Genomic DNA, 25,367 nt, shown 5'->3' on the forward strand with positions numbered 1-25,367 from the left:
CCACCATCACCCACGAGCAGGGCAACCTCTTCGCCATCCACGCCGCCGATGGCTCCACCGACCACCTCACCCTCCACGGCGTCACCAGCCTCGCCACCACCGACTATCTCTTCGCCTGACAAACGCCCCCGCCCACTCAGGCGGGGGCGCAAAACCGGCCAGGATCAGGAAGGAGGCCGGTTCTTCCCTCTGCCCGGCATGCGGCGGATCGCGCGGTAAATTGTCCCACAGGCGCTTGCGGGCCTGGGCGGCGCGGGCGGCACCTGTGCTAGGAGGGATGAGCGCTCCTTCAGCCGCAGGATTCTGGTGCACGATCTCTCCCAGCCCCCCGCCCCGCAAGGCCTGCTCCGCCCCGTCGCCCGTCTGCTGCGCCCCCTCGTGTGGCTGCTGATCCGCAGCGGGGTGACTTTCCCGATCCTGGCAGAACTGCTGCGCACGCTCTACGTCCAGCTGGCCGCCGAGTTCCTGGAGCGGGAAGGCGTCCGGAGTGACAGCCGCATCAGCCTGCTCACCGGCGTCCACCGCAAGGAGATCCGCCGGCTGCGCGAGCAGGGCGAGACGCGGACCGAGGTCCCGGCGGTGGTGACCGTCACCAGCCAGGCCATCGCGCGCTGGGTCGGCCTGCCGCAATACACCGACGCGTCCGGCCAGCCCCGGCCGCTGCCCCGCACCGCCCCGGCCGGCATTCCCTCCTTTGAGGCGCTGGTCGCCTCGGTCACCACGGATGTTCGGCCACGCGCCGTGCTGGACGACTGGCTGAGCCAGGGCCTCGTCCTGCTCGACGCGGAAGGCCAGGTGGTGCTGAAGCAGGCCGCCTTCCTGCCGCGGCCGGGCAGCGAGGAGCAGCTCTATTATTTCACCCGCAACCTGCGCGACCATCTGGCCGCGGCCAGCGCCAATATAGCGAATCCCCAGCCGCCTTATCTTGAACGCGGCCTGCACTATGATCGCCTGCCCCCCGAGCTCGCCGCGCGGCTGGAAGCGCAGTGGCGCGCGGCGGCGCAGCAGATGCTGATCGAGCTGAACCGGCAGGCCCTGGCCTCGCTGGAGGCCTCCGGCGAGGCCCCGCCCGGCAGCCAGACCCGCCGGGTCCATCTCGGCGTCTATCTCTATGCCGAGGACGAGCCGCCGGCGGCCGGAGCGCCCTGACCATGCGCCGGATCCGTCTCCTGCTGCTGGCCCTGCTGGGCGGTTGCGCCCCGGCCCTTCCTTTCCCTCCGCCAATGGAGGAGGGCACCCTCGCCTTCTGCAAGGCGGCCCCAGATGGTGGCCCGCCGGCCGCTCCGCCTGGCCAGCAAGCCGATCGCGGCATCGGCGGCACGGGGATCAGCGATGGGGACGACAACCAGGACCGCGGCATCGGCGGCACGGGGATCAGCGGCACTGTCTCCGGCTTCGCCAGCATCTGCGTCAATGGCCTGGAGGTGCGCTACGACACCGCCGGCAGCGGCCTGCATGTCGGCGATCAGGTGGTCATCGAGGCAGCCGGCTCCGCGAGGCAGCTTCAGGCCCGCCACGTCTCGGTGCGGCATGAGGTCTCCGGCCCGGTCGAGGCCATCGGGCCCGACGACCTGCTGCGCGTCGCCGGACAGCGGGTGCTGTCTGGCCGCGCCGCCGGCGCGGCATCCCTCCCTTCCCCGGGAGAGTGGGTGGCGGTGAGCGGTCTTCGCCGGCCGGACGGCACCATCGTGGCGACGCGGATCAGCCCGCGCCCGCCCGGCGCGGTGCAGGTCCACGGCGTGGCGGTGGTGGAGGACGGGCAATGGCGCATGGGCGGCCTGCACCTTCAGGCGCGCCCTGGCGTTCCGCAGCGGGCCGGACCTGTCATGGTGCGCGGCACCTATGCCGGAGGCGCGCTCCAGGTCGAACAGGCGGAGCCGGACCTGTTGCGGGCCAATCCGGCGCTGCGCTTCGCCACGGCGCAGCGGCTGGTGGTCGAGGCCTATGTTTCCATCCAGGACGGGCAACTGGCGCTCGGTGCCTTGCAGGCCCCGCTGGCGGCTGGGCTGCAGGTGCCCGGCACGCCGCTGGAGCACGCCGTGGTGGATCTGCAGCGCCAGCCCGACGGCAGCTTCATCGCCGTGGACCTGCACCGCCAGGGCGATGGTGGCGCGGCCGGTGCGGCGACACCGCCCGGCCTTCCGAAAGGCCCTTTCGGCGCCCCTCCCCCTGGCCCTCCTGCTGGCTTTCCCATGCAGGACCGGCCTGCAGCACCGCGGAATGGGCCGGGCGGCGGGCCGCACAGCCGTGACGAGCCTGCGGGCGCCTTCGGCGGTCCGGGAGGCACCGGAGCCCCGCCCGGCGGCAGGAATGAAGGCCCCGCCGGAGGTCCGGGCGGCTTCGGCGGCGGAGGCAATGGCCCGGGCGGCGGACCGGCTGGCGCTGGCGGCAGCCCGGGGGGCGGCCCGGGAGGCGGTCCTGGAGGCAGCCCGGGAGGAGGCCCGGGAGGCGGTCCTGGAGGCGGCCCGGGAGGCGGCCCGGGAGGCGGTCCTGGAGGCGGTCCTGGAGGCGGCCCGGGAGGCGGCCCGGGAGGTCCGCGCTGATCCCGGGCAGAGGCCGGAATTTGCAGAGCCCTCCCGGCAGCGCGCCTCGGCGGAGGTGTCAGGCCCGGATCATGCCTGTCCGGGAGCGGCCTCGTCGGCCCAGGCTAGCAGGCCGCCGCAGGCCGGGCAGGGCGCGGTGCCGTAGCACTCGCAGACGCACAGGTCACCGCCGCAGTAGCAATCCACCACGCCGGTGTTGAGGCAGGCCTCGCACCACAGCGGCGCCGCTCCAGCCTGCGCCCGGCGGGTCTTCCAAAGGGCGGAGGCGGCAAGGCCGCGGGGCGGCTTCGGGCGCTCGCGCGGGCATTCCTCAGCCTCGGCCAGTCCTGGCGCCGCGCCGTTCAGGAAATCTCGGGTCTTCATATCCTCATCCCCCATGCTGGCATTTACGAGCCCCTCGGAGAGCCGGGATCCGAGTTCCCCACCTCAAAGCATCCCGGAGCAAAAGCCTGCGCGCAGTCGGCACAGGAAATGTGGTAAATTTTCCCACGCACGAAGGGCGGACTGCTTCCCGAGACTTTCCCTTGCCCGCGTCATCTGCGCGGGGGCAGCCTGCGTCCAAGCTGCCGGCTTGGCAAGAATGAACCGCACTGACGGCAGCCCGACCGAGGGACTACCGCGAACGGAGCGAAGGACATGTTCCGCCTGTCACGGCAGGCGAATCCCGCACCACCCTGGCCGGACAGCGCCCTCGCGTCCACTTTCCCTCTGCCCGCCTGAACGCCACCAGCCAGCGCGGGTTTCGCCGAGGCCGGCCGCGGCGATCCATCCCTGTCATGCCCTCCTGTTCCACGCGCGTGCCACGCCCCTCCTGCAACCAAGCCCGGGATCGTTCCTTACAGATCCGGGCCGGTCAGGGCGGCGCGTTCCCGCTGTGCTGCGCAGTTTCGTGGAAAAGCCGGAAACGCGGCTCCATACTCCGGCCGGGCCGAGCAGGAAACGCCGCCTGGACGAGAAACGCATGCCTCGGGGAGAACGCCATGCCGGAGAACAAAGGCCGAGAAGCGGAGGCACCGCGGGCCGCGGGCGGCGCAGGAGGCAAGACAAAGGCTGCCGGCGGCGGGCATCCGGCCGGCGCGGCGGCGCCCGGCCTCGATGCGATGCTTGGCCTCTGGTCTGCCTGGATGGCGCCGATGGGGCGCCGGCCGGAAGGCCTCGGCGGGCAGGCATCCCGGCCCTCCCTGCCCGCGGATGAGCTGGCGGGGCAGTTTCTCGCCACCGGCATGCGGCACCTGACCAAGCTGCTGAGCCAGGACCCGGTGCTGCGCGCGGTGGACCGCATGTGGAACGCCAACCCGCTCCGCCAGGTGATCCCGGTGGACTGGGCCGAGATCACCCGCGCGCTGCGCATCGTCTGGCTGCGTTCGCTCGGCGATCCGGGCAAGGCGCTGGCCTCCACCATCGAGCTGAACGCAGCCCTCTGGCGCAGCGCCGCCGACAGCTGGGCCGAGGCCGGACGGCGCTGGCTGGAGGGCGCCCAGGCCGCCAGCACCGCCCCGCAGGGCACCGACAAGCGCTTCGCGGCGCCGGAATGGCACAACAACCCGGCCTACCGGACGCTCAAGGAAGCCTATCTCCTGGCCTCGGACTGGCTGCTCCGGCAGAGCGAGGCGGCGGACATGGAGCCGGCCGAACAGCAGCGCATCACCTTCCACCTGCGGCAGTTCGTGGATGCGATGAGCCCTTCCCTGCTGCTGATCTCCAACCCGGCCGCGCTGCGCCGGGCGATGGAAACCGGCGGCGCCAGCGTCGCCGACGGCGCCCGCAACCTGCTGAACGACCTGCAGGCCGGCCGCCTGAGCATGGTGGATGCCTCCGCCTTCGCGCCCGGCCACAACCTCGCCCTCTCGCCCGGCAAGGTCGTCCATCGCAACAAGCTGATCGAGCTGATCCAGTACGCGCCGGCCGGCGACAGCGTGCATGCCACGCCGCTGCTGATCCTCCCGCCCTGGATCAACAAGTACTACATCCTCGACCTGCAGCCGAAGAACAGCATGGTGCGCTACCTGACCGAGCAGGGCTTCACCGTGTTCATGATCTCCTGGCGGAACCCGGACGCCGCCATGGATGGGATCACCATCGAGGACTACATGGATCTCGGTCCGCTGGAGGCCTGTGACGTGGCGCGCGAGATCACCGGCAGCGCGCGGGTGAACGTCATGGGCTACTGCATCGGCGGCACGCTGCTGGCCATGGTGCTGGCTTGGCTGGCGGCGAAGAAGGACAGGCGCTTCAACGCCGCCACCTTCATGGTCTCGCTGCAGGACTTCGCCAAGGTGGGCGACACGGCGGTGTTCATGGAGGACAGCAGCATCGACCTGATCGAGCGCCAGATGATGGAACGCGGCTATCTGGACAGCCGCGAGATGTCCAACATGTTCAACCTGCTGCGCTCGAACGACCTGATCTGGGCCAATGTCGTCAACAACTACCTGATGGGCGAGAAGCCCCCCGCCTTCGACCTGCTCTACTGGAACAGCGACGGCACCCGCATGGCCCGGACGGCGCATAGCTGGTATCTCCGCAACACCTACCGCGAGAACAACCTGATCATGCCCGGCCGGATCGAGCTGAAGGGCGAGGCGATCGACCTGGGCCGCATCCGCAATGACCTCTATGCGGTGGGGGCGGAGAAGGACCATATCGTGCCCTGGGACGCGGCCTGGCGCGTCACGCGGCTGGTAGGAGGCAAGGTGCGTTTCGTGCTGGCCTCCAGCGGCCACATCGCCGGCATCATCAATCCGCCGGGCGGCAAGGGCTTCCACTGGACCCTCGACCCCGCGGCGCCGCCGCCTGCGACCGCCGGCGAGTGGCGGCTGGCCGCCACCCAGCAGGCCGGAAGCTGGTGGCCGGACTGGGCGGCCTGGCTGGCCGAACGCTCCGGCCGGCGCGGCGCGCCCCCGCCGATGGGCAGCGCGGCGCATCCGCCCCTGGAGGATGCGCCCGGCCGCTACGTGCTGGAGAAATAGGCGCCGGAGGAGGAACAGGCCGTGAAGTTCAACATTGAGATCGACTGCACGCCGGAGGAGGCCCGCAGCTTCTTCGGCCTGCCGGATGTGAAGCCGATGCAGGCCGCGGTGATGCAGAAGGTGGAACAGCAGATGCTGGACGCCCTGGCCCGCATGTCGCCGGAGGCCCTGCTGAAGACCTGGGCGCCCGGAGCACCCTGGACCCCCGCCCAGATGCAGGAGTTGATGGCCACGATGCTGAACGCCTCCTTCGGACGATCCCGGAAGGAGTGAGGCGCCCCAGAAGCGCCGGCCGGCCGGGCATCCCGGCCGGCGCAACGCCTTACTGGTCGCGGATCTCCATCTGCATCTGCCGATTGGTCGCCAGCGCCAGCAGGGTGCAGACCACGCCGGAGAGCAGATAGCCGCCGACCGCCGCCAGCCCCAGCCACTGCGAGAGGGCCAGCACCACCAGCGGCGCAAAGCCGGCTCCCACCAGCCAGGCGATATCCGAGGTCAGGGCCGCGCCGGTGTAGCGGAAGCGGCGGGCGAAGTTGGAAGCCACCGCGCCGCTCGCCTGGCCGAAGGAGAGGCCGAGCAGGGCGAAGCCAAGCAGCACGAAGCTGGTGTGGCCCGAGGAGTCCTGCCCCAGCAGGAAGGGACCGATGAGCGCGAAGCCGCCGATCAGCACCGCGCCCCCCGCGAGCAGCCGTCGCCGGCCGATCCGGTCGGCGATCCAGCCGGACAGCACGACCGTGACCAGCATGATGGCGGCGCCGGCGGCCTGCACCATCAGGAACTCGGCGATCCCGCGGTCGGTGCGCAGCGCGATCCAGGCCAGGGGGAAGACGGTGACGAGGTGGAACAGGGCGAAGCAGGCCAGCGGCACGAAGGCGCCGATCACAAGGTTATGGCCACTCACGGTCACCACGTCGGAGATGCGGGCGGGCTGAAGCTCGTCCCGCTCCAGCAGGGCGGCGAATTCCCGCGTGGCCACCAGCCGCAGCCGTGCGAACAGCGCCACCACGTTGATGGTGAAGGCGACGAAGAACGGATAGCGCCAGCCCCAGCTCTGGAAATCCGCCTCCGGCAGGGAGGAGACCAGGAAGGCGAAGAGGCCGGCGGCGAGCAGGAAGCCGAGCGGGGCACCGAGTTGCGGCATCATGGTATACCAGCCCCGCCGGTTCTGCGGGGCATTCAGCGCCAGCAGCGAGGCCAGCCCGTCCCAGGCGCCGCCCAGCGCCAGGCCCTGCGCAAAGCGGGCGAGGCCGAGCAGCACGATCGTGAGGGCGCCAAACTGCTCGGGGGTGGGCAGCATGCTGATCGCCGCGGTGGAGCCACCGAGCAGAAACAGTGCGACCGTCAGCTTCACGCCACGGCCGTGCCGGCGGTCCAGGGCCATGAAGAGAGGGGAGCCGAGCGGCCGGGCGATGAAGGCGAGCGAGAACAGGGCGAAGGAATAAAGCATCGCCACGGTCGCGTCGGTGTTGGGGAAGAGGAAGTGGGGAAAGACCAGCACCGAGGCGATGGCATAGACGAAGAAGTCGAAGAATTCGGACATGCGTCCGATCACGACCCCGATCGCGATCTCCCCGGGCGAGACCGCGTGATGGTCGGCATTGGCCCGCCGCGCATCGCGCTCAAGCTCGGCCGAGTTCGGCAATCCCTGAATGTGGCTGCTCGTGATCAAGCCCTGTCCTCCAGCCTTCGACCCGCTGAATGTCGCCGCTCCGCCAGAGGTTGCAGGCACACCGGCCGATCCGCACCGTGCCTCCCCCTCCGCGGCCCGGCCCTGAAGCCCAAGGCCATCCGGGCGCAGGTTTTTAGCACTCATAGGTAGCACAGCCCCGCCGAGGCTGGCGATAGGACAAAGTGTCCAATCCCCGGCCGCCGCTCACGCGCCTATGTACGGCCGCACTGCAACATGGCTCCCTGATTGAACGGCATGTCCTGCAAGATCCTGCGCATCCTGCCTCTGATGGCCCTCGCGGCCATTCTCTCCGGCTGCAAGATGACCATCCTCAATCCCTCGGGCGACATCGCCGCGCAGCAGCGCGACCTGATCGTCTACTCGACGGTGTTGATGCTGATCATCATTGTACCGGTCATCCTGCTGACCCTGTTCTTCGCCTGGCGGTACCGGGCATCGAACACCAAGGCCAAGTATGATCCGGAATGGAATCATTCGACAGCCCTGGAAGTCGTCATCTGGTCGGCACCTCTTGCCATCATCGTGGCGCTGGGCGCACTGACCTGGGTCAGTACGCACCTGCTCGACCCCTACCGGCCGCTCTCGCGCATCGACGCCAACACGCCGCTGCGCGACGAGGTGCGGCCGCTGGAGGTGGAGGTCGTCTCGCTCGACTGGAAGTGGCTGTTCATCTACCCCGAGCAGGGGATCGCGACGGTCAACGAGCTGGCGGCGCCGGTCGATGCACCGATCAACTTCCGCCTGACCTCCTCGACGATGATGAACTCCTTCGCCATCCCCGCGCTGGCCGGCCAGGTCTACACCATGCCCGGCATGGTCACGAAGCTGCACGCGGTGATCAACGAGCCGGGCGTCTACCAAGGGCTCTCGGCCAATTACAGCGGCCACGGCTTCTCGGACATGCACTTCAAGTTCCATGGCCTGAGCCAGACCGACTTCAACGCCTGGGTGGCCAAGGCGAAGGCCTCCGGTGAGCGCCTCGGGCGGCAGGAGTACCTGGCGCTGGCGCAGCCGAGTACCAAGGAGCCGGTGCGCCGCTTCGGCAGCATCGATCCCGAGCTGTACGGCGCCATCGTCGAGCGCTGCGTCGAGCCCGGGAAGATGTGCATGAGCGAGATGGCGCGCATCGACGCGCAGGGCGGCGCCGGCATGGCGGGCACCGTGAACGTGGTGAGCGAGCGGGTCCAGTATGCCGCCGCCAGCCGCCCGGGCCAGGACGCCCGCGGCGCCGAGCGCCGCTACGTGCTGTCCTTCTGCACGATCGACCAGCCCTATGGAGCGACCGGCACGGACCCCGCTCCGCGCCCCTCGTCCCCTGGAACGACAGAGTAACGCCATGTCCAGCAATCCGGACTTCTGGAGCTTCGTCTTCGGGCGGCTCTCCTGGGAATCCTTCCCGCTTCACGAGCCGATCCTGGTCATCACCTTCATCGCGGTGGCGCTGGGCGGCGCCGCGATGCTCGGCGCCATGACCTATTTCCGCGTCTGGCCGTATCTGTGGCGCGAGTGGCTGACCAGCGTCGATCACAAGCGCATCGGCATCATGTACATCGTGCTGGCGCTGATCATGCTGCTGCGTGGCTTCGCCGACGCGCTGATGATGCGGGCCCAGCAGGCGATCGCCTTTGGCGGCTCCGAGGGCTACCTGCCGCCGCACCACTACGACCAGATCTTCACCGCCCATGGCGTGATCATGATCTTCTTCGTCGCCATGCCGCTGGTGACGGGACTCATGAACTTCGTGGTGCCGCTGCAGATCGGCGCGCGCGACGTCGCCTTCCCCTTCCTGAACAATTTCAGCTTCTGGATGACGGTCTCGGGCGCGGTCATCGTCATGATGTCGCTCTTCGTGGGCGAGTTCGCGCAGACCGGCTGGCTGGCCTATCCGCCGCTCTCCGGCCTGGCGGGCAGTCCAGGGGTAGGGGTGGACTACTACATCTGGGCCTTGCAGGTCGCCGGCATCGGGACATTGCTCTCAGGCGTCAACCTGATCGCCACCATCGTCAAGATGCGGGCGCCGGGCATGACCATGATGAAGCTGCCGGTCTTCACCTGGACCTCGCTCTGCACCAACGTGCTGATCGTGGCCTCCTTCCCGGTGCTGACCGCCGTGCTGGTGCTGCTGTCGCTCGACCGCTACGTGGGGACCAACTTCTTCACGAACGATCTCGGCGGCAACCCGATGATGTACGTGAACCTGATCTGGATCTGGGGCCACCCGGAGGTCTACATCCTGATCCTGCCGGCCTTCGGCGTCTTTTCGGAGGTCGTCTCCACCTTCTGCAGCAAGCGCCTCTTCGGCTACACCTCGATGGTCTATGCGACGGTGGTGATCACCATCCTGTCCTACCTCGTGTGGCTGCACCACTTCTTCACCATGGGCTCGGGCGCCAGCGTCAATTCCTTCTTCGGCATCACGACGATGATCATCTCGATCCCGACGGGTGCGAAGATCTTCAACTGGCTGTTCACCATGTTCCGTGGCCGCATCCGCTACGAGGTGCCGATGCTGTGGACGGTGGGCTTCATGGTCACCTTCGTCATCGGCGGCATGACCGGTGTCATGCTGGCGGTGCCCCCGGCCGACTTCCAGCTGCACAACAGCCTGTTCCTGATCGCCCACTTCCACAACGTCATCATCGGCGGCGTGGTGTTCGGCATGTTCGCGGGCATCAGCTACTGGTTCCCCAAGGCCTTCGGCTTCAAGCTGGACCCGTTCTGGGGCAAGATGTCCTTCTGGTTCTGGCTGATCGGCTTCTGGGTCGCCTTCATGCCAATCTACGTGCTGGGCCTGATGGGCGTGACCCGCCGCGTCAATCACTTCGACGACCCTTCGCTGCAGATCTGGTTCGTCATCGCCGCCTTCGGTGCGGTGCTGATCGCCTGCGGCATCGCCTGCTTCCTCATCCAGCTGGTGGTGAGCTTCCTGCGCCGCGAGCAGCTGCGCGACCTGACCGGCGACCCCTGGGGCGGCCGCACGCTGGAGTGGTCCACCTCCTCGCCGCCGCCGGTCTACAATTTCGCCTTCACGCCCGTCATCCATGACCACGACGCCTGGTGGGACATGAAGCAGCGCGGCTACACCCGCCCGCTGCACGGCTTCCGCCCCATCCACATGCCGAAGAACACCGGCACCGGCATCATCCTGGCCGGCCTGTCGATCGCCTTCGCCTTCGGCATGATCTGGTACATGTGGTGGCTGGCGGCACTGAGCTTCGCGGCGATGATCGTCATCTCCATCGGCCATACCTTCAACTACCACCGGGACTTCTTCATCCCGGCCGAGGTGGTCGACCGTACCGAGAAGAGCCGCACGGCTCTGATGGCGGGGGAGTAAGCCCATGTCCGCACCCACCCTGCACGCCGCCACGCCCGCCGAGGAAGTGGCCTTCTACGTGACGGAGGAGGAGCACGCGCATTCCGGGGCCAGCACCATGCTGGGCTTCTGGATCTATCTGATGAGCGACTGCCTCATCTTCGCCGTGCTCTTCGCCTGCTACGGAGTGTACGGCCGCAGCTATGCGGCCGGGCCTTCCGGGGCCGACCTGTTCGACCTGCCGCTGGTGGCGCTCAACACCGCCATGCTGCTGTTCTCCTCCATCACCTATGGCTTCGCCATGCTGGAGATGGAGCGCAACCGGAAGGGCATGACGCTGCTCTGGCTGGCCGTCACCGGCCTGTTCGGCGCCGCCTTCATCTACTTCGAGCTCTACGAGTTTGCCCACCTGATCGCCGAGGGGGCCGGGCCGCAGCGCAGCGCCTTCCTGTCCTCCTTCTTCACCCTGGTCGGCACCCATGGGCTGCACGTCACGGTCGGGCTGGTCTGGCTGGTCACGCTGATGGTGCAGGTCGCGAACCGCGGCCTGGGCGAGGACAACAAGCGGCGGCTGATGTGCCTCAGCCTGTTCTGGCACTTCCTGGACGTCATCTGGATCGGCGTCTTCTCCTTCGTCTATCTGATGGGAGTGCTGCAATGAGCCCCGACACGATGGCGCAGCATCATGGCCATGACCCTGCGCATCATGACGGCGCCGGCCATGGCACTCTGAAGGGCTACCTGACCGGCTTCATCCTCGCCGTCATCCTGACCGCCATCCCCTTCTGGCTGGTCATGGGCGAGGTGTTCGCGAACCCGCAGGTCACCGCCTTCGCCGTCATGGCGCTGGCGGTGGTGCAGGTGGTCGTCCATATGGTCTACTTCCTGCACATGAACTCGCGGTCGGAAGGCGGCTGGACCATGCTGGCGCTGATCTTCACGCTGGTGGTGGTGGCGATCACGCTCAGCGGATCGCTCTGGGTGATGTACCACCTCAACGCCAACATGATGCCCATGCCCCACCACGACATGCGCGGCATCCCCTGAGAATGCCGGCGCCGCGCCCCGCAGCGGAGGCCGGAGAGGCAAGGCGGCCCCGCTCGCCGCGCCTCCTGGCCCTGCTCGGGGCGCTGGCGGTGCTCGGCGTCATCGTCCTGGTGGCGCTGGGCAACTGGCAGGTCGCGCGCCGCGCCTGGAAGCTCGACCTGATCGCCCGGGTGGACGCCCGGGTGCATGCGGCGCCGGTGCCGCCTCCCGGGCCCGCGGAATGGCCACAGGTCTCCGCTGCGCGGGACGAGTACCGCCACGTCCGGGCCACCGGCCACTATCTGCCGGACAGCAACACCCTGGTGCAGGCCAGCACCGCCCTCGGCGCCGGCTACTGGGTGCTCACCCCCCTGCAGACCGAACGCCGCTTCACCGTGCTGGTCAACCGCGGCTTCGTTCCGGGAGACCGGGAAGAGGCTACCGGCCGCGTCGGCGGCACGCCCGCGGGTGCCCTCACCGTGACCGGCCTGCTGCGCCCGAGCGAGCCCGGCGGCGGCTTCCTCCGCAGCAACGCGCCGGCGGAAGGGCGCTGGTACTCGCGCGACGTCGCCGCCATCGCCACCGCCCGCGGGCTGGGCGAGGTGGCGCCCTATTTCATCGATGCCGAAGCGGGACCGGACCCCCGTGCCTTCCCAATCGGCGGACTGACCGTCATTTCCTTCCCGAACAACCATCTGGTGTATGCGCTCACCTGGTATGCCTTGGCGCTGATGCTCGCCGGCACCACCTTCTATGCCGTGCGCGAGGAATGGCGTGCCCGGCGGAGCCGTGGCTCCTGAGCAGGCAGGCCCGGCCGGGCGGTTGGAGAGGATGGATGGCAGTGAGGGAGACGGCGCCCCCGGCCCGCTGGTGGCGCCTGCTTGGCGCGCTCTGGGGGTCGCCGGGAGAGGGGTCTGCCCAGTCCGCCGGCGCGCGCGCCGGCCTCCCCTCGCCCGATGCCACGGGCAGCAAGAACATGCTGCAGCTCATCCATCTGCGCTGGATGGCGGCGGTCGGCCAGGTGCTGACCATCGGCTTCGTACAGCTCGTACTGGAGGTCGAGCTGCCGCTGCGGCCGATGGCGGTGGTGGTGGTGGCGCTGGCGCTGCTGAACCTGGCCAGCCTGCTCCGCCTGCGGCTGCGCGCCCCGGTCCGCCAGGCCGAGCTGTTCCTGGCGCTGCTGCTGGACGTGGCGGCGCTGACCGTGCAGCTCTATCTCAGCGGCGGCGTGACCAACCCCTTCATCTCCCTCTATCTGCTGCAGGTCACCATGGCGGCGGTGCTGCTGCAGATCCGCTGGGCCTGGGCCATGGCCGCCATCACCACGCTCTGCTTCCTCGGCCTGTCGCTGCTGCACCAGCCGCTGGCGCTGCCCTCCGCCCTGAGCGCCGATCCCTTCCGGTTGCACCTGCAGGGGCTGCTGGTCTGCTTCATCCTGGATGCCGCGCTGCTGGTGGTCTTCGTCACCCGCATCAGCGGCAACCTGCGCGCGCGCGATGCCCGGCTGGCCGATCTGCGCCGCCAGGCGGTCGAGGAGGAGCACATCGTGCGCATGGGCCTGCTCGCCTCCGGTGCGGCACATGAGCTGGGCACCCCGCTGGCAACCATGTCGGTCATCCTGGGCGACTGGAAGCGCATGCCGGCGCTCCGCGCCATGCCCGACCTGCGGGACGAGATCGACGAGATGCAGACCCAGCTGCAGCGCTGCAAGGAGATCATCAGCGGGATCCTGCTCTCGGCTGGCGAGGCGCGCAGCGAGGCAGCGGCGATGACCACTCTCGGCGCCTTCCTCGAAGGGCTGGTGAACGAGTGGAACAGCCGGCGCCCGCGCGCGCGCCTCTCCCTGGAGAGCCGTCTCGGCGGCGCGGTGCCGATCGTCGCCGACCCCGCGCTGAAGCAGGTGCTGTTCAACCTGTTCAACAATGCGCAGGAAGCCTTCGCCTCGCGCATCGGCCTGTCGGCCACCCGCGAGGGCGAGATGCTGACCCTGGAGGTGCGCGACAACGGCATGGGCTTCGCGCCCGAGATGCTGGCGCAGTTCGGCAATCCCTACCGTTCGACCAAGGGCCGACAGGGCCGCGGGCTCGGCCTGTTCCTGGTGGTCAATGTCGTGCGCAAGCTCGGCGGCCGCGTCGCGGCGCGCAACCGGCCGGAAGGCGGCGCGACGGTGACGCTCTCCCTGCCGCTGGGCTCCATCGCCATCGAGAGGAGGCGCGCCGATGCCGCATGACCGCCTGCTGCTGATCGTCGAGGACGATGCCAGCCTGGCGCGGAGCCTGCGGCGCTCCTTCGAGCGGCGCGGCTACGAGGTGATGGTCGCGGCGGGCCCGGAGGAGATGGAGGCACAGCTGCGGGAGCGCACGCCACGCTACGCCGTGGTGGACCTGAAGCTGGAGGGCGCCTCCGGCCTCACCTGCGTGCAGGTGCTGCACGCGCACGACCCGGCGATGCTGATCGTCGTGCTGACCGGCTTCGCCAGCATCGCCACCGCCGTCGAGGCCATCAAGCTGGGCGCCTGCCACTACCTGGCCAAGCCCTCCAACACCGACGACATCGAAGCCGCCTTCGGCAAGGCGGGGGGCGACGTGGACACGCCGCTCAGCCAGCGTCCGACCTCGATCAAGACGCTGGAATGGGAGCGCATCCATCAGACCCTGGCCGAGACCGGCTTCAACGTCTCGGAATCCGCCCGGCGGCTCGGGCTGCACCGGCGCACCCTGGCGCGCAAGCTGGAGAAGCGGCAGGTCGAGTGATCCGCGGGGCAGGCTCGCGCTCGCGCTTCCCAGCCGGTAGGATCGATCCCCCGCAGGACAGGAGGCGCTGCAGTTGGAACGCCGGGTCGCGCTCTTCCTCGACTTCGACAATGTCTTCGGCGCCCTCTGCGCCCAGGCGCCCGAGGCGGCGGAGGCCTTCGTCCTCGAACCCGGCCGCTGGCTGGACTGGGTGGCGCGCCGGGTGCGGCAGGCGGCGGCCCCGGCCGAGGAAGGCGCCTGCCGGCTGCTGGTGCGGCGCTGCTACCTGAACCCCAGCGGCTCGCTGCTGCTGGAGAGCGGGGAGCGCGTGTTCTTCGGCAGCTTCCGCAACAACCTGGTGCGCGCCGGCTTCCAGGTGACGGACTGTCCGCCCCTGACCCGCGGCGGCAAGACCAGCGCCGACATCGTCATGGTGATGGACGTGCTCGATGCGCTGCAGCACGCCACCCGCTTCGACACCTTCGCGATCCTCTCCAGCGACGCCGACTTCACGCCCATCCTGCAGCGCCTGCGCGCGCATGACCGGCGGACCATGGTGGTCTCCATCGGCAGCGCGGCCGACGCCTACCGCGCCGCCGCCGACGAGGTGGTCGGCCCCGGGGAGTTCATCCGTGAGGCGCTCGGGCTGCCCGGCGAGGGGACGGAGCCGCCGGACGGCCCGGCGGCGGAACGCTGGGAAGAACCCGCCTCGCCCGACGGAGAGGCGCCGGACCCGGCCGCAATGCGCGAGGCCATCCTCGCGCAGGTCGCCGCCGAACTGGCCCGGGCGCCGGCCCCGCTCCATTTGCCGGCCCTGGGGAAGCGGCTGCACGAGCGGCTTGGGCCGCAGGTTCGGGCCACCGCCTTCGGCGGCGCGGGCAGCCTGGCCCGCCTGCTGGCTGCCGCCGGCGACCCGCAGATGGAGCTGATCCCCGGCTATGGCGGCGGCTGGGTGCGCGACACGGCGCGGCATCCGCTCCTGCGGCCCGACGAGGCGGCGGAGCTGCCTTCTCCGCCATGACGGCATGGCATGCCGTCGCGCTCAACGAAGGGCGCGTCCACCATGGCGCCATCCATCAGGAAGGTACCGGTTCCCTTCGCCGCCGAGGCCATCGCCGCGCCCTGCCGGCCGGCAGGGCGGGCCGCCTCAGTTCGCCGTCACCCCCGCCGCGTGGATCAGCCTGGCCCAGCGGTCCAGTTCGGAGCGGATCAGCGAGGCGAACTGCTCCGGCGTCATCGGCGCCGGCACCGCGCCCTCCTGTTCCAGCCGCTCCTTCACGGCCGGGCTGTTCAGGCTGGCATTCACCTCCTGGTTGATGCGCGTGATGATGGCGGCGGGCGTGCCGGCCGGCGCCGCAATGCCGTACCAGGGCACCACGTTGAAGCCGGGGGAGACGCTCTCCGCCACCGTCGGGACATCCGGAAGGCTGCTGACGCGCTCGGCGCTGGAGACGGCGAGCGCCCGCAGCATGTCCTGCCGCACCAGGGGCATGACGGTCGGCACGCCGCCCAGCGTGACATCCACCCGGCCGGCCACCAGGTCGTTCAGCGCCGGCCCCAGGCCGCGATAGGGCACGTGCTCCATCTCCAGCCCCAGCGCGTTGAGGAAGGCGAGCATGACGATATGCCCGGCGCTGCCATTGCCGGCCGAGCAGTAGCGGAGCTGCCCGGGATGGGCGCGGACATGCTCCACCAGGCCCCTCACGTCCCGGAAGGGCAGCTTCGGGTGGACCACCAGCACGTTCGGCACCATCGCGATCATCGCGACCGGTGCGAAGTCCTTCAGCACGTCATAGGGCAACCTCGGATAGATGGCCGGGTTGACCGCCAGCGTGCCGATATGGCCCAGCAGCAGCGTGTAGCCGTCGGCCGGCGAGCGCGCCACGTTCTCCGCCCCCACCGCGCCGCCGGCGCCGGCGCGGTTCTCCACCACGACGGTCTGGCCGAGCCGCGGCGAGAGCTGGTCGGCGATGGCGCGGCCCAGCGTGTCGTTGGCGGCGCCGGGCGGAAAGGGCACCACCAGCCGCAGCGGCTGGCCCGGCCAGTTCTCCTCGGCACGCAGGCCGAGGGCCGGCGCGGCGAGCCCCGCCGCGCCGAGCAGCAGATCGCGCCGCCTCACGGCCGCCCCCCACCGGCACGGCTCCGCAGCGCGGCCCGTTCGGCCTCGGAATAGCCGAGCTCGCGCAGGATGGCCTCGCCATCCTCATCGAGGCGCGGCGCCAGCCGCGCGGGCGCGACACCGCTGCGTGAATAGCGGTTCGCATGACGCAGGCCGAGCATGGTTTCCTCCGTGTCCTGTTCCGGTTCCTCGGTCAGCACGCCGGAGCCGCGCAGCTGCGGGTCGTCCAGCAGGCTCTCCAGCGTGTGGAAACGCATCGCCGGCACGTCGTGCCGGCGCAGCAGCGGCAGCCATTCATCGGTGGTGCGCTCGGCCATCGCCTCGGTGCGCAGGCGGAAATAGGCGGCGACATTCTCCAGCCGGGCGCTGACGGTGCTGAAGCGCGGATCGTCCTTCAGCTCGGGCCGGCCGATGGCGTCGAAGAAGCCGCGTGCCTGCGCGTCGGTGTTGGCGGAGACGCAGATATAGCCGTCCCTGGTCGGCAGCGGGCGGGCATCGGGCGTCATGATGCGCGGGTCGCCGAAATCGCCGTCCGGCCCGAAGGTGCGCTGGCCCATGTGCTCGGAGAGCACGAAGGCCGCCGCATTCTCGAACATCGGCACCTCGATGGCCTGCCCGACGCCGTCCCGGCCGCGCCCCACCAGCGCGGCGCAGATCGCCTGCGCGGCGATGATGCCGACGATATGGTCGGTCAGCACGAAGGGCGCGAAGCGCGGCTCGCCGGTCTGCCGCTGGAAGCAGGCGGCAACCCCGGAAAGCCCCTGGATGATGGTGTCGTAGGCCGGCGCGCCGTCATAGGGCCCGCCGCTGGCGAAGCCCGCGATGGTGCAGTGGATCATCCGCGGGTTCAGCGCCGCCATGGTCGCCCAGTCCAGGCCCAGCGAGGCCAGCGCGCGGGCGCGCATATTGCTGACGAAGACATCGGCCGTCCCCGCCAGCCGCCGCATCACCTCGCGCCCCGCCTCGCTCTTGAGGTCGAGCACGATGGAGCGCTTGTTGCGGTTGAAGTGCAGGAATTTCGGCGAGAGGCCGGGCTGGCGCGCCTTGCCGCCCAGGCGGCGCATCAGGTCGCCCTCCGGCGGCTCCACCTTGAGGACCTCGGCGCCCTGTTCGGCCAGCAGCAGCGTCGCGGTGGGGCCGACGATGACGCCGGTGGCATCCAGCACACGGATTCCGGCGAGCGGCCCGCCGCTCATGCCGCCGCCTCGCCTTCCGCGACCGGCCGCCCCGCCTCGTCCAGCGCCCAGAGCAGCAGGCGCCCGTCCGCGTCCTGCCGGCAGCGCAGCTCGCCACGCCGCCCAACGAAGAAGGGCCGCACGTTGCGCACCGCGAGCCGGCCGATGCGTCCCTCCGGCAGCTGCCGCTTGGCCAGTTCGCAGAGCCGCAGCGCCGTCAGCCCACCATTCACCACCAGGCCCGGATAGCCCTCCTCCTGCGTGGTGTAGGGCTGGTCGTAGTGGATGCGGTGGCCGTTGAAGGTGACCGCCGAGTAGCGGAACAGCGTCACGGTGTCCGGCGCATAGACCTCGGTGGCGCTCGGCTCCGGCAGCGGCACAGGCGCCGGCGGCGGGGCGGCGGCGGCGCCGGCCGCCTTGGCCGCCTCCTCGCGATAGACGATGTCGTGCTCCTCGGTGACGACCACCCTGCCCTCCGCCTCAATGCTGTGGTCCACGCGGACGAAGACCATCCGGCCGCTGCGCCCGGTCTTCGGCGTCACCGCCGCGATGGTGGAGGTGCGGCGCAGTTCGGCGCCGACCGGCAGCGGGGCCAGGAAGCGGATGCGCCGCCCGGCGAACATGCGGCGCGGCAGCGGCACCGGCGGCAGGAAGTCGCCCTTGCGCGGGTGCCCGTCCGGCCCGAGCTGGGACTGCGGCGTGACGGGGCCGAAGAACACGGCGTGCCAGCCCTCCGGCAGCGCGTCGCCGCGGCGGAAGGCCATGGCGTCCCGGTCGAGCAGCGCCGCCAGGCGGCGCACGACGGGCAAGGCGGCCTCGTCCTCCACCACCTCGCTGCGGCCGACCCAGCCCTGCAGGGCCTCGATCTCGGCGGCCATGTCCTGCATCGCGTTTCCTCCTCTGGCCGTTCATCTGGCCGGGGCTTCGCGGATGCGTCCAATGCAATTCGGTGACAGCCCGATGCACAGCACGCATCATCGCCGCCATGCATCTCGATCTCCCCGGTCTGGAAGCCTTCGTCGCAGTGGCCGATCTCGGCTCCTTCCAGCGTGCCGCGGCGCGGCTCGGCATCAGCCAGCCGGCGCTCACGCGGCGGCTGCAGCGATTGGAGCAGATCGTCGGGCGCGAGCTGCTGCTGCGGCGCTCCCGGCCGATCCGTCTCAGCCCGGCCGGGGCGGCGCTGCTGCCGGAGGCACAGAGCGCCATGGCGCAGCTCACCGACGCCCTGCGCCGCGCCGGCGACCGGACGGAGACGCAGAACGTCGCTTTCGGCTGTCTGCCGACCCTGGCGGTGCGCTATCTCGGCCCGCTGCTGGCACGCCACCGGCGGCACTGGCAGGGCGGCGAGGTCATCGTCTACGACATCTCCGGCGCCGAGATCCGCAACATGCTGCAGGAGGGGCGGCTGGACTTCGCGCTCGCCGCCCTCGGCCCGGAGCACTGGGACATCGAGGGCATCCCGCTGCTGGAGGAGCCCTTCTTCCTGGTCTGCCCGGAGGGCCACCGGCTCGCGGGCCGCGCCGCCGTCGCCTGGGGCGAGCTGGCCACGGAGCCGCTCGTCTCCATCGGTCCGCTCAGCGAGAACCGGCGCATCATCGAGGCCGCGCTGCGCCGTGCCCGCGTGACGGCACGCTGGCGGATCGAGGTGCGGCATCTCTCCACTGCCGTGGCGCTGGTGGCGGCGGGGGCGGGCCTCACCGCCCTGCCCGCCTCCGCCATCGCCGGGCGGGCTGGCGAGGGCATTGTCGCGGTGCCGCTGGTGGAGCCTGCGCTGACGCGCAGCATCGGTCTGCTGCGCCGGCGGGACCGGGTGCAGCCCCCTGCCGCGCGCGACCTGATGGAGCAGATCCTGAAGACGCTCGGCGGCCCGGAGGGCGATCGGGAGCGCGCCCGGAGGCCGGACCGATAGGACCGCGCAACGGAGGACCGCCCTGCCGAGTTCTGCCAGCATGCCGCGCGGATACCCGCGCGATCCGCGCCATCGCGGACCCAGGAAGGGAGGCTGCCGTGTCGGAACATGTCTATAAGGTGGTCGAGCTGGTGGGCTCGTCGAAGACAGGCATCGACGACGCGATCCAGGTGGCGATCGCCCGCGCCGGCCGCACGCTGCGGAACCTGCGATGGTTCGAGGTGGCGCAGGTCCGGGGCGCCGTCGGGGAAGACGGAAAGGTGGACCACTACCAGGTGACCCTGAAGGCGGGCTTCACCCTCGACGAGGGCTGAGCCCCGCAGCGATCAGCGGAACAGGAGGAAGCGATGTATCTCGCGCGGTTTTGCTATGACGTGCTGCCCGTCGACCGGCAGCGCGCCGTCGAGCTCATCCGGCAGGAGATGGAGGCGGCCGGCCGCAACGGCCTGAAGGCCCGGCTGCTGGTGCCTCTCACACGGGGCCAGGGTGGCGCGGCCCTCCAGTTCGAGGTGGAGCTCGCCAGCCTCGACCAGTTCGAGACGCTGCGCCACCAGGGTGGCAGTCCCGGCGAGGATGCCGGCGACTGGATGCGCGCCTTCAGCGAGATCCTGCTCTCGCCGCCGGCGGTGGAAATCCTGCGAATTGCGTGAGGCCATCATGATCACCCGTACCGTCCGCCGCCCCGTCTCCCTGACAATCGACAGCGACATCATCAACGAATACAAGGCCAGGGACGTGACCATCGCGCCCGCCCCGGACGATCCCACGAAACTCGTCATCACCGCCCCGGACGAGGCGGCGGCCGATGCCGCCGAGGTCTGGCTGGCGGAAATGGACACCCCCGCCGACTGATTCCGCAAAACCGGCCGCGGGGTCCGGGGAGGCCGTTGCCTCCCCGGCGGAGGGTCTGGGAGGCAGCGCCTCCCAGGCTTCGGCCTCAGCCGAGCACGCGCGGAAGCCAGAGCGAAAGCTGCGGCAGATAGGTCACGAGGGCGATATCCGCCAGCAGGACGAAGTAGAAGGGCAGCATGCTCTTCAGGATCTGCTCGATCCTGAGCCCCGCCACCTGGCAGGCGACGAACAGGTTGACCCCCACCGGCGGCGTGGTCATCCCGACGGCCAGGTTGACGATCATGATGATGCCGAAATGCACGGGATCGATGCCCAGCCGCATCGCCACAGGGGTGAGGATGGGCGCCACGATGGTGATCGCCGCGCCGGTCTCCAGGAACATTCCGACGATCAGCAGGAAGGCGTTCACCAGCAGCAGGAAGACCGCCGGATTGTCCGAGAGGCTGATGAAGAAATGCGCGATCATTTCGGGGATGCGGTTGGCCGTCAGCACCCAGCCGAAGACGCTGGCCGCCGAGATGATGACCAGGATGACCACCGTGCTGAGCAGCGAGGCGCGCAGCGCGGCGAGCAGCCGTGCCGGCGTCAGCGTCCGGTACACCGCGGCGCCGACGAAGAGCGCGAAGAACACCGCCACCGCCGCCGCCTCGGTCGGCGTGAAGATGCCGCCATAGATGCCCCCCAGGATGATGACGGGCAGCAGCAGCGGCAACAGCGCGGCGCGGAAGCTGCGGAACAGACCCTCCGGCTCGCCGAGCCCGCCCGGCGCCCCGCCGCGCGGCACGGCCTGGCCGTAGCCGCGCATCCGGCTGATCACATGCACGGTCAGCATGAGCGAACCGCCGATCAGCAGGCCCGGCACCACGCCGGCGATGAACAGGCTGCCGATCGACACCGGCACGCCCGCCGTCAGCGCGAAGATGATCATCGGGATGGAGGGGGGAATGACGACGCCCAGCTCGCCCGAGACCGCCTGCACCGAGGTGGCGAAGGGACGGGGAAAGCCGCGCTGCGCCATGGCCGGGATGAGCGTGCCGCCGATGGCCGCCGTGGTCGCCGCGCTGGAGCCGGAGATGGCGGCGAAGAACATCGCCGAGACCACCGCCACCAGCCCGAGCCCGCCGATGGCGCGCCCGACCAGCGCCTGGGCGAAGTTGATCAGCCGGCGCGAGATGCCGCTCGCCTCCATCAGCGCTCCGGCGAGGATGAAGAAGGGGATGGCGGTGAGCGGGAAGGAATCCAGCGCCGCGAACATCCGCTGCACCAGCGCCTGCAAGGGGATGCCGGAGGCGTGCATGGACAGCGCCGCCGTGCCCGCGAGCGAGATGGCGATCGGGACGCCGAGGGCGAAGAGCGCCAGGAGGGAGAGGCCGATCACGACGGGGCTCATGGCAGGCTCCTCAGTCCACCGGCATTTCGCTGCCGCCGCGCGGCGGATCGGCGGCGACGGCCAGGGTGTTGACCAGGGCGAGCAAACTGCCGAGTGGGATGGCCGCGTAGACATAAGCCATCGGCATTTCCAGCGCGCCGGAGCGCATGCCCTGCACGTTGCCCAGGATGATCCAGCCATAGGCGATCAGGACCATCCAGAAGAGGGCGGAGAGCGCAAGGCTCGCCCAGGTCAGGAGCCGTGCGACCGGCGCCGGCACGGTGGCGTTGACGATCTCGACCGAGGCCAGCATGCCCTGGCGCACACCGATCCCGACGCCGAGGAAGACCGACCAGATCAGCACATAGCGGATCAGCTCCTCCGACCAGGTGAGCGGCGCGCCGATCAGGTAGCGGGCGATCACCTGCACGAAGGCGAGCAGCGCCAGCACACCAAGCACCAGGGCCAGCGCCGTCAACAGCGCCAGGTTGAAGCCGTCGATCACCCGGACCCAGCGCGGCGGCCCGGAGGCCCGGCCCGCCGGCTCCGCCACGGCGCCGGCGCGCGGGAGGGATGACATGGCAGGCTCCTTCCCGGCCGGTCAGCGCGCTGCGGGGGCGCCGACGGCGGCCACTTTCTCATAGAGCGCCGCAATCGAGGGGAAGGTGGACTTCACGAAGGCCGGCCCGACCTTGGCGCGGAAGGCCGCCTTGTCCGGCTCGATCAGCGTCATGCCCTCGCCCTGCAGCGTCTTGACGAAGCCGGCCTCGCCCTTGCCCACCTCCTCGGCGGCATAGGCGCGGGCGGCGCCGCTGGCGGCCTCCAGCACCGCCTTGCGCTGCGCCTCCGGCAGCCCGGCCAGCCGGCTGGCGCTCATCACGATCACGATCGGCTCGTAGGAATGCTCGGTCCGCACGAGGTACTTCACCGCTTCGGAGAACTTCGATGTCACGATCAGCGAGAGCGGGTTCTCCTGCCCGTCGATCACGCCCTGCTGCAGGGCGTTGAACACCTCGCCGAAGCTCATCGGCGTCGGCGCGGCACCCAGCGCCTTCCAGGAGGCGACCGATACCGGGCTGTCCGGCACGCGGATCTTCAGGCCGGACAGGTCGGCGGGCGTCTTCACCGGCGTCTTGGTGGTCAGCCAGCGCGGCCCGCGAAGCCAGTAGGCGAGGACCTGCAGGCCGGATTCCTTCTTGACGGCCTCGGTGATCTCCTTGCCGGTCGGGCCATTATACACCTGCTCGAAGTGCTGCGGGTCGCGGATCATGAAGGGCATGGCGAAGATCTTCGCCGTGTCCGAGGCGGAGGTGAGCACGCCGCCCCCGCCGACCCAGATGTCGTTCGAGCCGAACCGCAGGCCCTCGACGAGTTCCCGGTCGCTGCCCAGCGTGCTGCCGCCGTAGATTTCCACCTTCACCGCGCCGTTGGTCGCTTGCGCGACATCCGCCGCGAAGCGCTCCGCAGCCCTGGCGTGGATCTCGGCCGCCGGCCAGACATGGCCGAGCTTCAGCACGGTCTGCGCGAAGGCGCCGCCTGGCAGCAGCACAGACGAGGACAGCGCGGCCGCTGCAAGGGCAGCCTTGAAGTTGAACATTTTTCTTCTCCTGCTTTCCTGGAAGTCCTGCGCCCGCCGCAGCGGGCGCGCGCTCAGCGGTCCTGCGCGGTCATGCGGTCGTAGACGCGGAACAGCGCCTGGTTGCCGTTGCTGCCCTCGCCATGCGCGCGCGCCTCCAGGTAGAGGCTCGTCACCAGCGCCGTGCCCGGCAGCGGCACGCCCTGCTGGAAGGCGAGATCGTTGGCCAGGCGGAGGTCCTTCAGCTTCAGGTCGATGCGGAAGCCGGCGCTGTCGTCCTTGGCCAGCACCTTCGGGCCGAGATTCTCCAGCATCCAGGAATTCGCCGAGCCGCCCATCAGCACCTCGCGCGCCACCGCCGGGTCGAGCCCCGAGGCGCGGGCGAGCGCGATGGCCTCGCACATGGCCTGGATGTTGATGGCGCAGACAAGCTGGTTGCACAGCTTCACCGTCTGCCCGTTGCCGACGGCGCCGACATGCACGACCTTGCTGCCCATCGCCTCCAGGACGGGCCGCGCGCGGGCGAAGGCCGCCGCCTCGCCGCCCACCATGATCGACAGCTTCGCGTCCCGCGCGCCGGTGACGCCGCCGGAGACCGGGGCGTCCAGCATCGCCACGCCACGCGCCGCCAGCGCCTCGGCCATCTTCCGCGTGGCGACGGGCGAGATGGTGCTCATGTCGATCACCAGCTGCTCCGGGCGCAGCGCGTCGAGCAGCCCGCCCGGCGCCGTCAGCACCTCCTCCACCTGCGGCGTGTCGGGCAGCATGAGGATGACGAATTCCGCCTCCGCCGCCGCCGCGGCGAGGTCGCGCGCCGGCGTGACGCCCTGCGCCGCGAGGCTTTCGGCCACGCCGGGGACGACGTCATGGCCGACCACCGCATGCCCTGCCCTGGCGAGGTTGAGCGCCATCTCGCGCCCCATGACGCCAAGGCCGATGAAACCGATTCGAGCCATTCCCTAGGTCCCCGATTGATGGTGCGGCGCCGGTTCCCCGCCCTGCTGCCGCTCGTGCTCGTAGAGACGGATGATCGAGACGATGTCGGCCATGGCATTGCCTTGCTCGACATAGGCGGCGAAGCGCCCGGTCGCCGTCTCCACGCCCGGCAGATCAAGCCCGAGCCCCTGGGCAAAGCCCTTCACCGCCTTCATGTCCTTCAGCAGTTGGCGCGAATAGCCGAGCGGCGGGTCGAAGGCGCGGCGCTGCATCAGCGGGTAGATGCGCTGCAGCAGGGCGCTGTCGGCGAGGCCGCCGGCGAGGCAGGCCGGCAGCGCCGCGGCGTCGATTCCGGCCGCCTCGGCCAGGTGCAGCGCCTCCGCCATGGCCACGAAGCCCGCGCCGACGATCGCCTGGTTCACCACCTTCGTCACCTGCCCGGCGCCCACCGGCCCCATGCGGGTGACGTTGCCGGCGAGATCGGCCAGCACCGCGGCGGCGGCCTGAAGCTCGGCCTCCTCGCCGCCCGCCATGACGGTCAGCGTGCCGTCACGGGCGGCGGCCGGCCCGCCGGAGACCGGCGCGTCGATCCAGCCCATGCCCGTCTGCGCGCGCAGCCGCGCGGCGAAGTCGCGGGTGGCCTCGGCGTCGATGGTGGAGAAGTCGATCAGCAGCCGCGCGCCGCCCGTGGCTTCGGCAATGCCGTTCCTGCCCCACACGCAGGCCTCCACCGCCGGCGTGTCCAGCACGCACATCAGCACGATGTCGCTGCGCTCGGCCACCTCGCGCGGGCTGCCGCCCTCGGCGGCGCCTGCGGCCAGCACCGGGTCGAGACTGGGCCGCTCGCGGTTCCACACCGTCAGCGGCCAGCCGCGCTCCAACAGCCGCAGGCTCATCGCCGTGCCCATCAGCCCGATGCCGATGAAGCCCAGGCGCGGCCGGGCGGTGGTGTCTGTGTCCTGGCTCATGCCGCTGCCCTCGGCGCGCGGCAGGTGCGTGGTCCTGGCATCCGGTCTCCTCCTTGCCCGCAGGCCCGGCCGGGCGGACCCCGGCGCGTCGTTGTTGCTGAACTCTGGCACGTTGTCCTATTGTTGGACAAGTGGTTTCCGGCCCGATCCGCGGCGCCGCCACACCCCCGGTGTGCCGCCGCGCGCC

General features: G+C 70.3%; 26 protein-coding genes. 16 read left to right on the forward strand and 10 right to left on the reverse strand.

From position 1 onward, the window contains the following. Positions 1–306 precede the first annotated feature (306 nt). Together QMO56_RS20990 and QMO56_RS20995 are read left to right on the forward strand one after the other, a co-directional pair. Positions 307–1,149, forward strand: coding sequence for a DUF6502 family protein (locus QMO56_RS20990; protein ID WP_283529041.1), 843 nt, complete (start codon positions 307–309; stop codon positions 1,147–1,149). 2 nt (positions 1,150–1,151) lie between these two features. Further along, a complete protein-coding gene (locus tag QMO56_RS20995; RefSeq protein WP_283529043.1) occupies positions 1,152–2,543 on the forward strand; it encodes a DUF5666 domain-containing protein in 1,392 nt (463 codons plus the stop codon). A 69-nt stretch (positions 2,544–2,612) separates the two neighbouring features. Here QMO56_RS20995 and QMO56_RS21000 read toward each other — a convergent pair whose 3' ends face one another. After that, positions 2,613–2,906 carry a hypothetical protein gene (locus QMO56_RS21000; RefSeq protein ID WP_283529045.1) on the reverse strand — a complete coding sequence of 98 codons (294 nt, stop codon included), beginning with the start codon at positions 2,904–2,906 and terminating at the stop codon, positions 2,613–2,615. 617 nt (positions 2,907–3,523) lie between these two features. Between QMO56_RS21000 and QMO56_RS21005 the strand changes: the two genes are divergently transcribed. Together QMO56_RS21005 and QMO56_RS21010 are read left to right on the forward strand one after the other, a co-directional pair. After that, positions 3,524–5,512, forward strand: a complete 1,989-nt coding sequence (locus QMO56_RS21005; RefSeq protein WP_283529047.1) for an alpha/beta hydrolase — start codon at positions 3,524–3,526, stop codon at positions 5,510–5,512. A 21-nt stretch (positions 5,513–5,533) separates the two neighbouring features. Then, on the forward strand, positions 5,534–5,785 hold the full coding sequence (locus QMO56_RS21010; protein WP_283529049.1) for a DUF6489 family protein: 252 nt from the start codon (positions 5,534–5,536) through the stop codon (positions 5,783–5,785). Positions 5,786–5,834: 49 nt separating this feature from the next. Here QMO56_RS21010 and QMO56_RS21015 read toward each other — a convergent pair whose 3' ends face one another. Beyond that, complete coding sequence (locus tag QMO56_RS21015; RefSeq protein ID WP_283529051.1) at positions 5,835–7,181, reverse strand: MFS transporter; 1,347 nt, start codon at positions 7,179–7,181, stop codon at positions 5,835–5,837. A gap of 255 nt (positions 7,182–7,436) precedes the next feature. Here QMO56_RS21015 and cyoA point away from each other — a divergent pair, with 255 nt between their 5' ends. From cyoA to QMO56_RS21055, 8 genes are all read left to right on the forward strand, one after another. Continuing rightward, positions 7,437–8,534: a ubiquinol oxidase subunit II gene (gene cyoA / locus QMO56_RS21020; protein ID WP_283529053.1), complete on the forward strand. Its 1,098-nt coding sequence runs from the start codon at positions 7,437–7,439 to the stop codon at positions 8,532–8,534. Positions 8,535–8,538: 4 nt separating this feature from the next. Continuing rightward, entirely contained in the window at positions 8,539–10,539 is a 2,001-nt protein-coding gene (gene cyoB / locus QMO56_RS21025) for a cytochrome o ubiquinol oxidase subunit I (RefSeq protein ID WP_283529055.1), read from the forward strand. 4 nt (positions 10,540–10,543) lie between these two features. Further along, positions 10,544–11,179, forward strand: a complete 636-nt coding sequence (cyoC, locus tag QMO56_RS21030) for a cytochrome o ubiquinol oxidase subunit III (RefSeq protein WP_283529057.1) — start codon at positions 10,544–10,546, stop codon at positions 11,177–11,179. Then, positions 11,176–11,565 (forward strand): cytochrome o ubiquinol oxidase subunit IV, encoded by a 390-nt coding sequence (gene cyoD, locus QMO56_RS21035; RefSeq protein WP_283529059.1) that lies wholly within the window; start codon positions 11,176–11,178, stop codon positions 11,563–11,565. The genes cyoC and cyoD overlap by 4 nt, the downstream gene beginning before the upstream one ends. A 2-nt stretch (positions 11,566–11,567) precedes the next feature. After that, positions 11,568–12,344, forward strand: a complete 777-nt coding sequence (locus QMO56_RS21040; RefSeq protein ID WP_283529061.1) for an SURF1 family protein — start codon at positions 11,568–11,570, stop codon at positions 12,342–12,344. Between the two features lie 35 nt (positions 12,345–12,379). Continuing rightward, positions 12,380–13,774: an ATP-binding protein gene (locus QMO56_RS21045; RefSeq protein WP_283529063.1), complete on the forward strand. Its 1,395-nt coding sequence runs from the start codon at positions 12,380–12,382 to the stop codon at positions 13,772–13,774. Continuing rightward, the gene (locus QMO56_RS21050; RefSeq protein ID WP_283529065.1) at positions 13,764–14,297 is read left to right on the forward strand and encodes a response regulator transcription factor; all 534 of its coding nucleotides are present in this window, start codon (positions 13,764–13,766) and stop codon (positions 14,295–14,297) included. Before QMO56_RS21045 ends, QMO56_RS21050 begins: the two co-directional genes overlap by 11 nt. A 73-nt stretch (positions 14,298–14,370) precedes the next feature. Beyond that, the gene (locus QMO56_RS21055) at positions 14,371–15,297 is read left to right on the forward strand and encodes an NYN domain-containing protein (protein ID WP_283529067.1); all 927 of its coding nucleotides are present in this window, start codon (positions 14,371–14,373) and stop codon (positions 15,295–15,297) included. 126 nt (positions 15,298–15,423) lie between these two features. On the opposite strand, the gene QMO56_RS21060 is transcribed toward QMO56_RS21055, so the two are convergent. The 3 genes from QMO56_RS21060 to QMO56_RS21070 are packed head-to-tail and all read right to left on the reverse strand — an operon-like array spanning position 15,424 to position 18,457. Next, complete coding sequence (locus QMO56_RS21060; protein WP_283529069.1) at positions 15,424–16,395, reverse strand: tripartite tricarboxylate transporter substrate binding protein; 972 nt, start codon at positions 16,393–16,395, stop codon at positions 15,424–15,426. Next, on the reverse strand, positions 16,392–17,591 hold the full coding sequence (locus QMO56_RS21065; RefSeq protein WP_283529071.1) for a CaiB/BaiF CoA-transferase family protein: 1,200 nt from the start codon (positions 17,589–17,591) through the stop codon (positions 16,392–16,394). Before QMO56_RS21065 ends, QMO56_RS21060 begins: the two co-directional genes overlap by 4 nt. Then, entirely contained in the window at positions 17,588–18,457 is an 870-nt protein-coding gene (locus QMO56_RS21070; RefSeq protein ID WP_283529073.1) for a MaoC family dehydratase N-terminal domain-containing protein, read from the reverse strand. Before QMO56_RS21070 ends, QMO56_RS21065 begins: the two co-directional genes overlap by 4 nt. A gap of 98 nt (positions 18,458–18,555) precedes the next feature. On the opposite strand from QMO56_RS21070, the gene QMO56_RS21075 reads away from it, so the two are divergent. The 4 genes from QMO56_RS21075 (at position 18,556) to QMO56_RS21090 (ending at position 20,331) form a co-directional block, all read left to right on the forward strand. Further along, positions 18,556–19,479: a LysR family transcriptional regulator gene (locus QMO56_RS21075; protein ID WP_283529075.1), complete on the forward strand. Its 924-nt coding sequence runs from the start codon at positions 18,556–18,558 to the stop codon at positions 19,477–19,479. Positions 19,480–19,577: 98 nt separating this feature from the next. Further along, positions 19,578–19,793, forward strand: coding sequence for a dodecin (locus tag QMO56_RS21080; protein ID WP_283529077.1), 216 nt, complete (start codon positions 19,578–19,580; stop codon positions 19,791–19,793). Between the two features lie 33 nt (positions 19,794–19,826). Beyond that, positions 19,827–20,129: a hypothetical protein gene (locus QMO56_RS21085; protein ID WP_283529079.1), complete on the forward strand. Its 303-nt coding sequence runs from the start codon at positions 19,827–19,829 to the stop codon at positions 20,127–20,129. A gap of 7 nt (positions 20,130–20,136) precedes the next feature. Then, positions 20,137–20,331 (forward strand): hypothetical protein, encoded by a 195-nt coding sequence (locus tag QMO56_RS21090; RefSeq protein ID WP_283529080.1) that lies wholly within the window; start codon positions 20,137–20,139, stop codon positions 20,329–20,331. Between the two features lie 85 nt (positions 20,332–20,416). Here the strand turns inward: QMO56_RS21090 and QMO56_RS21095 are convergent, their stop codons facing one another. Genes QMO56_RS21095 through QMO56_RS21115 form a run of 5 tightly spaced genes read right to left on the reverse strand, consistent with a single transcriptional unit; the run spans position 20,417 to position 25,180 of the window. After that, the gene (locus tag QMO56_RS21095; protein ID WP_283529082.1) at positions 20,417–21,721 is read right to left on the reverse strand and encodes a TRAP transporter large permease; all 1,305 of its coding nucleotides are present in this window, start codon (positions 21,719–21,721) and stop codon (positions 20,417–20,419) included. Positions 21,722–21,731: 10 nt separating this feature from the next. Then, positions 21,732–22,280, reverse strand: coding sequence for a TRAP transporter small permease (locus QMO56_RS21100; protein ID WP_283529084.1), 549 nt, complete (start codon positions 22,278–22,280; stop codon positions 21,732–21,734). Positions 22,281–22,301: 21 nt separating this feature from the next. Continuing rightward, on the reverse strand, positions 22,302–23,297 hold the full coding sequence (locus tag QMO56_RS21105; RefSeq protein WP_283529086.1) for a TRAP transporter substrate-binding protein: 996 nt from the start codon (positions 23,295–23,297) through the stop codon (positions 22,302–22,304). Positions 23,298–23,350: 53 nt separating this feature from the next. Then, entirely contained in the window at positions 23,351–24,232 is an 882-nt protein-coding gene (locus tag QMO56_RS21110; protein ID WP_283529088.1) for an NAD(P)-dependent oxidoreductase, read from the reverse strand. Positions 24,233–24,235: 3 nt separating this feature from the next. Next, entirely contained in the window at positions 24,236–25,180 is a 945-nt protein-coding gene (locus tag QMO56_RS21115; protein ID WP_283529090.1) for an NAD(P)-dependent oxidoreductase, read from the reverse strand. Between the last annotated feature and the right edge of the window lie 187 nt (positions 25,181–25,367).

The sequence above is a fragment of the Roseomonas sp. E05 genome, assembly GCF_030063475.1.
GTDB lineage: Bacteria > Pseudomonadota > Alphaproteobacteria > Acetobacterales > Acetobacteraceae > Pseudoroseomonas.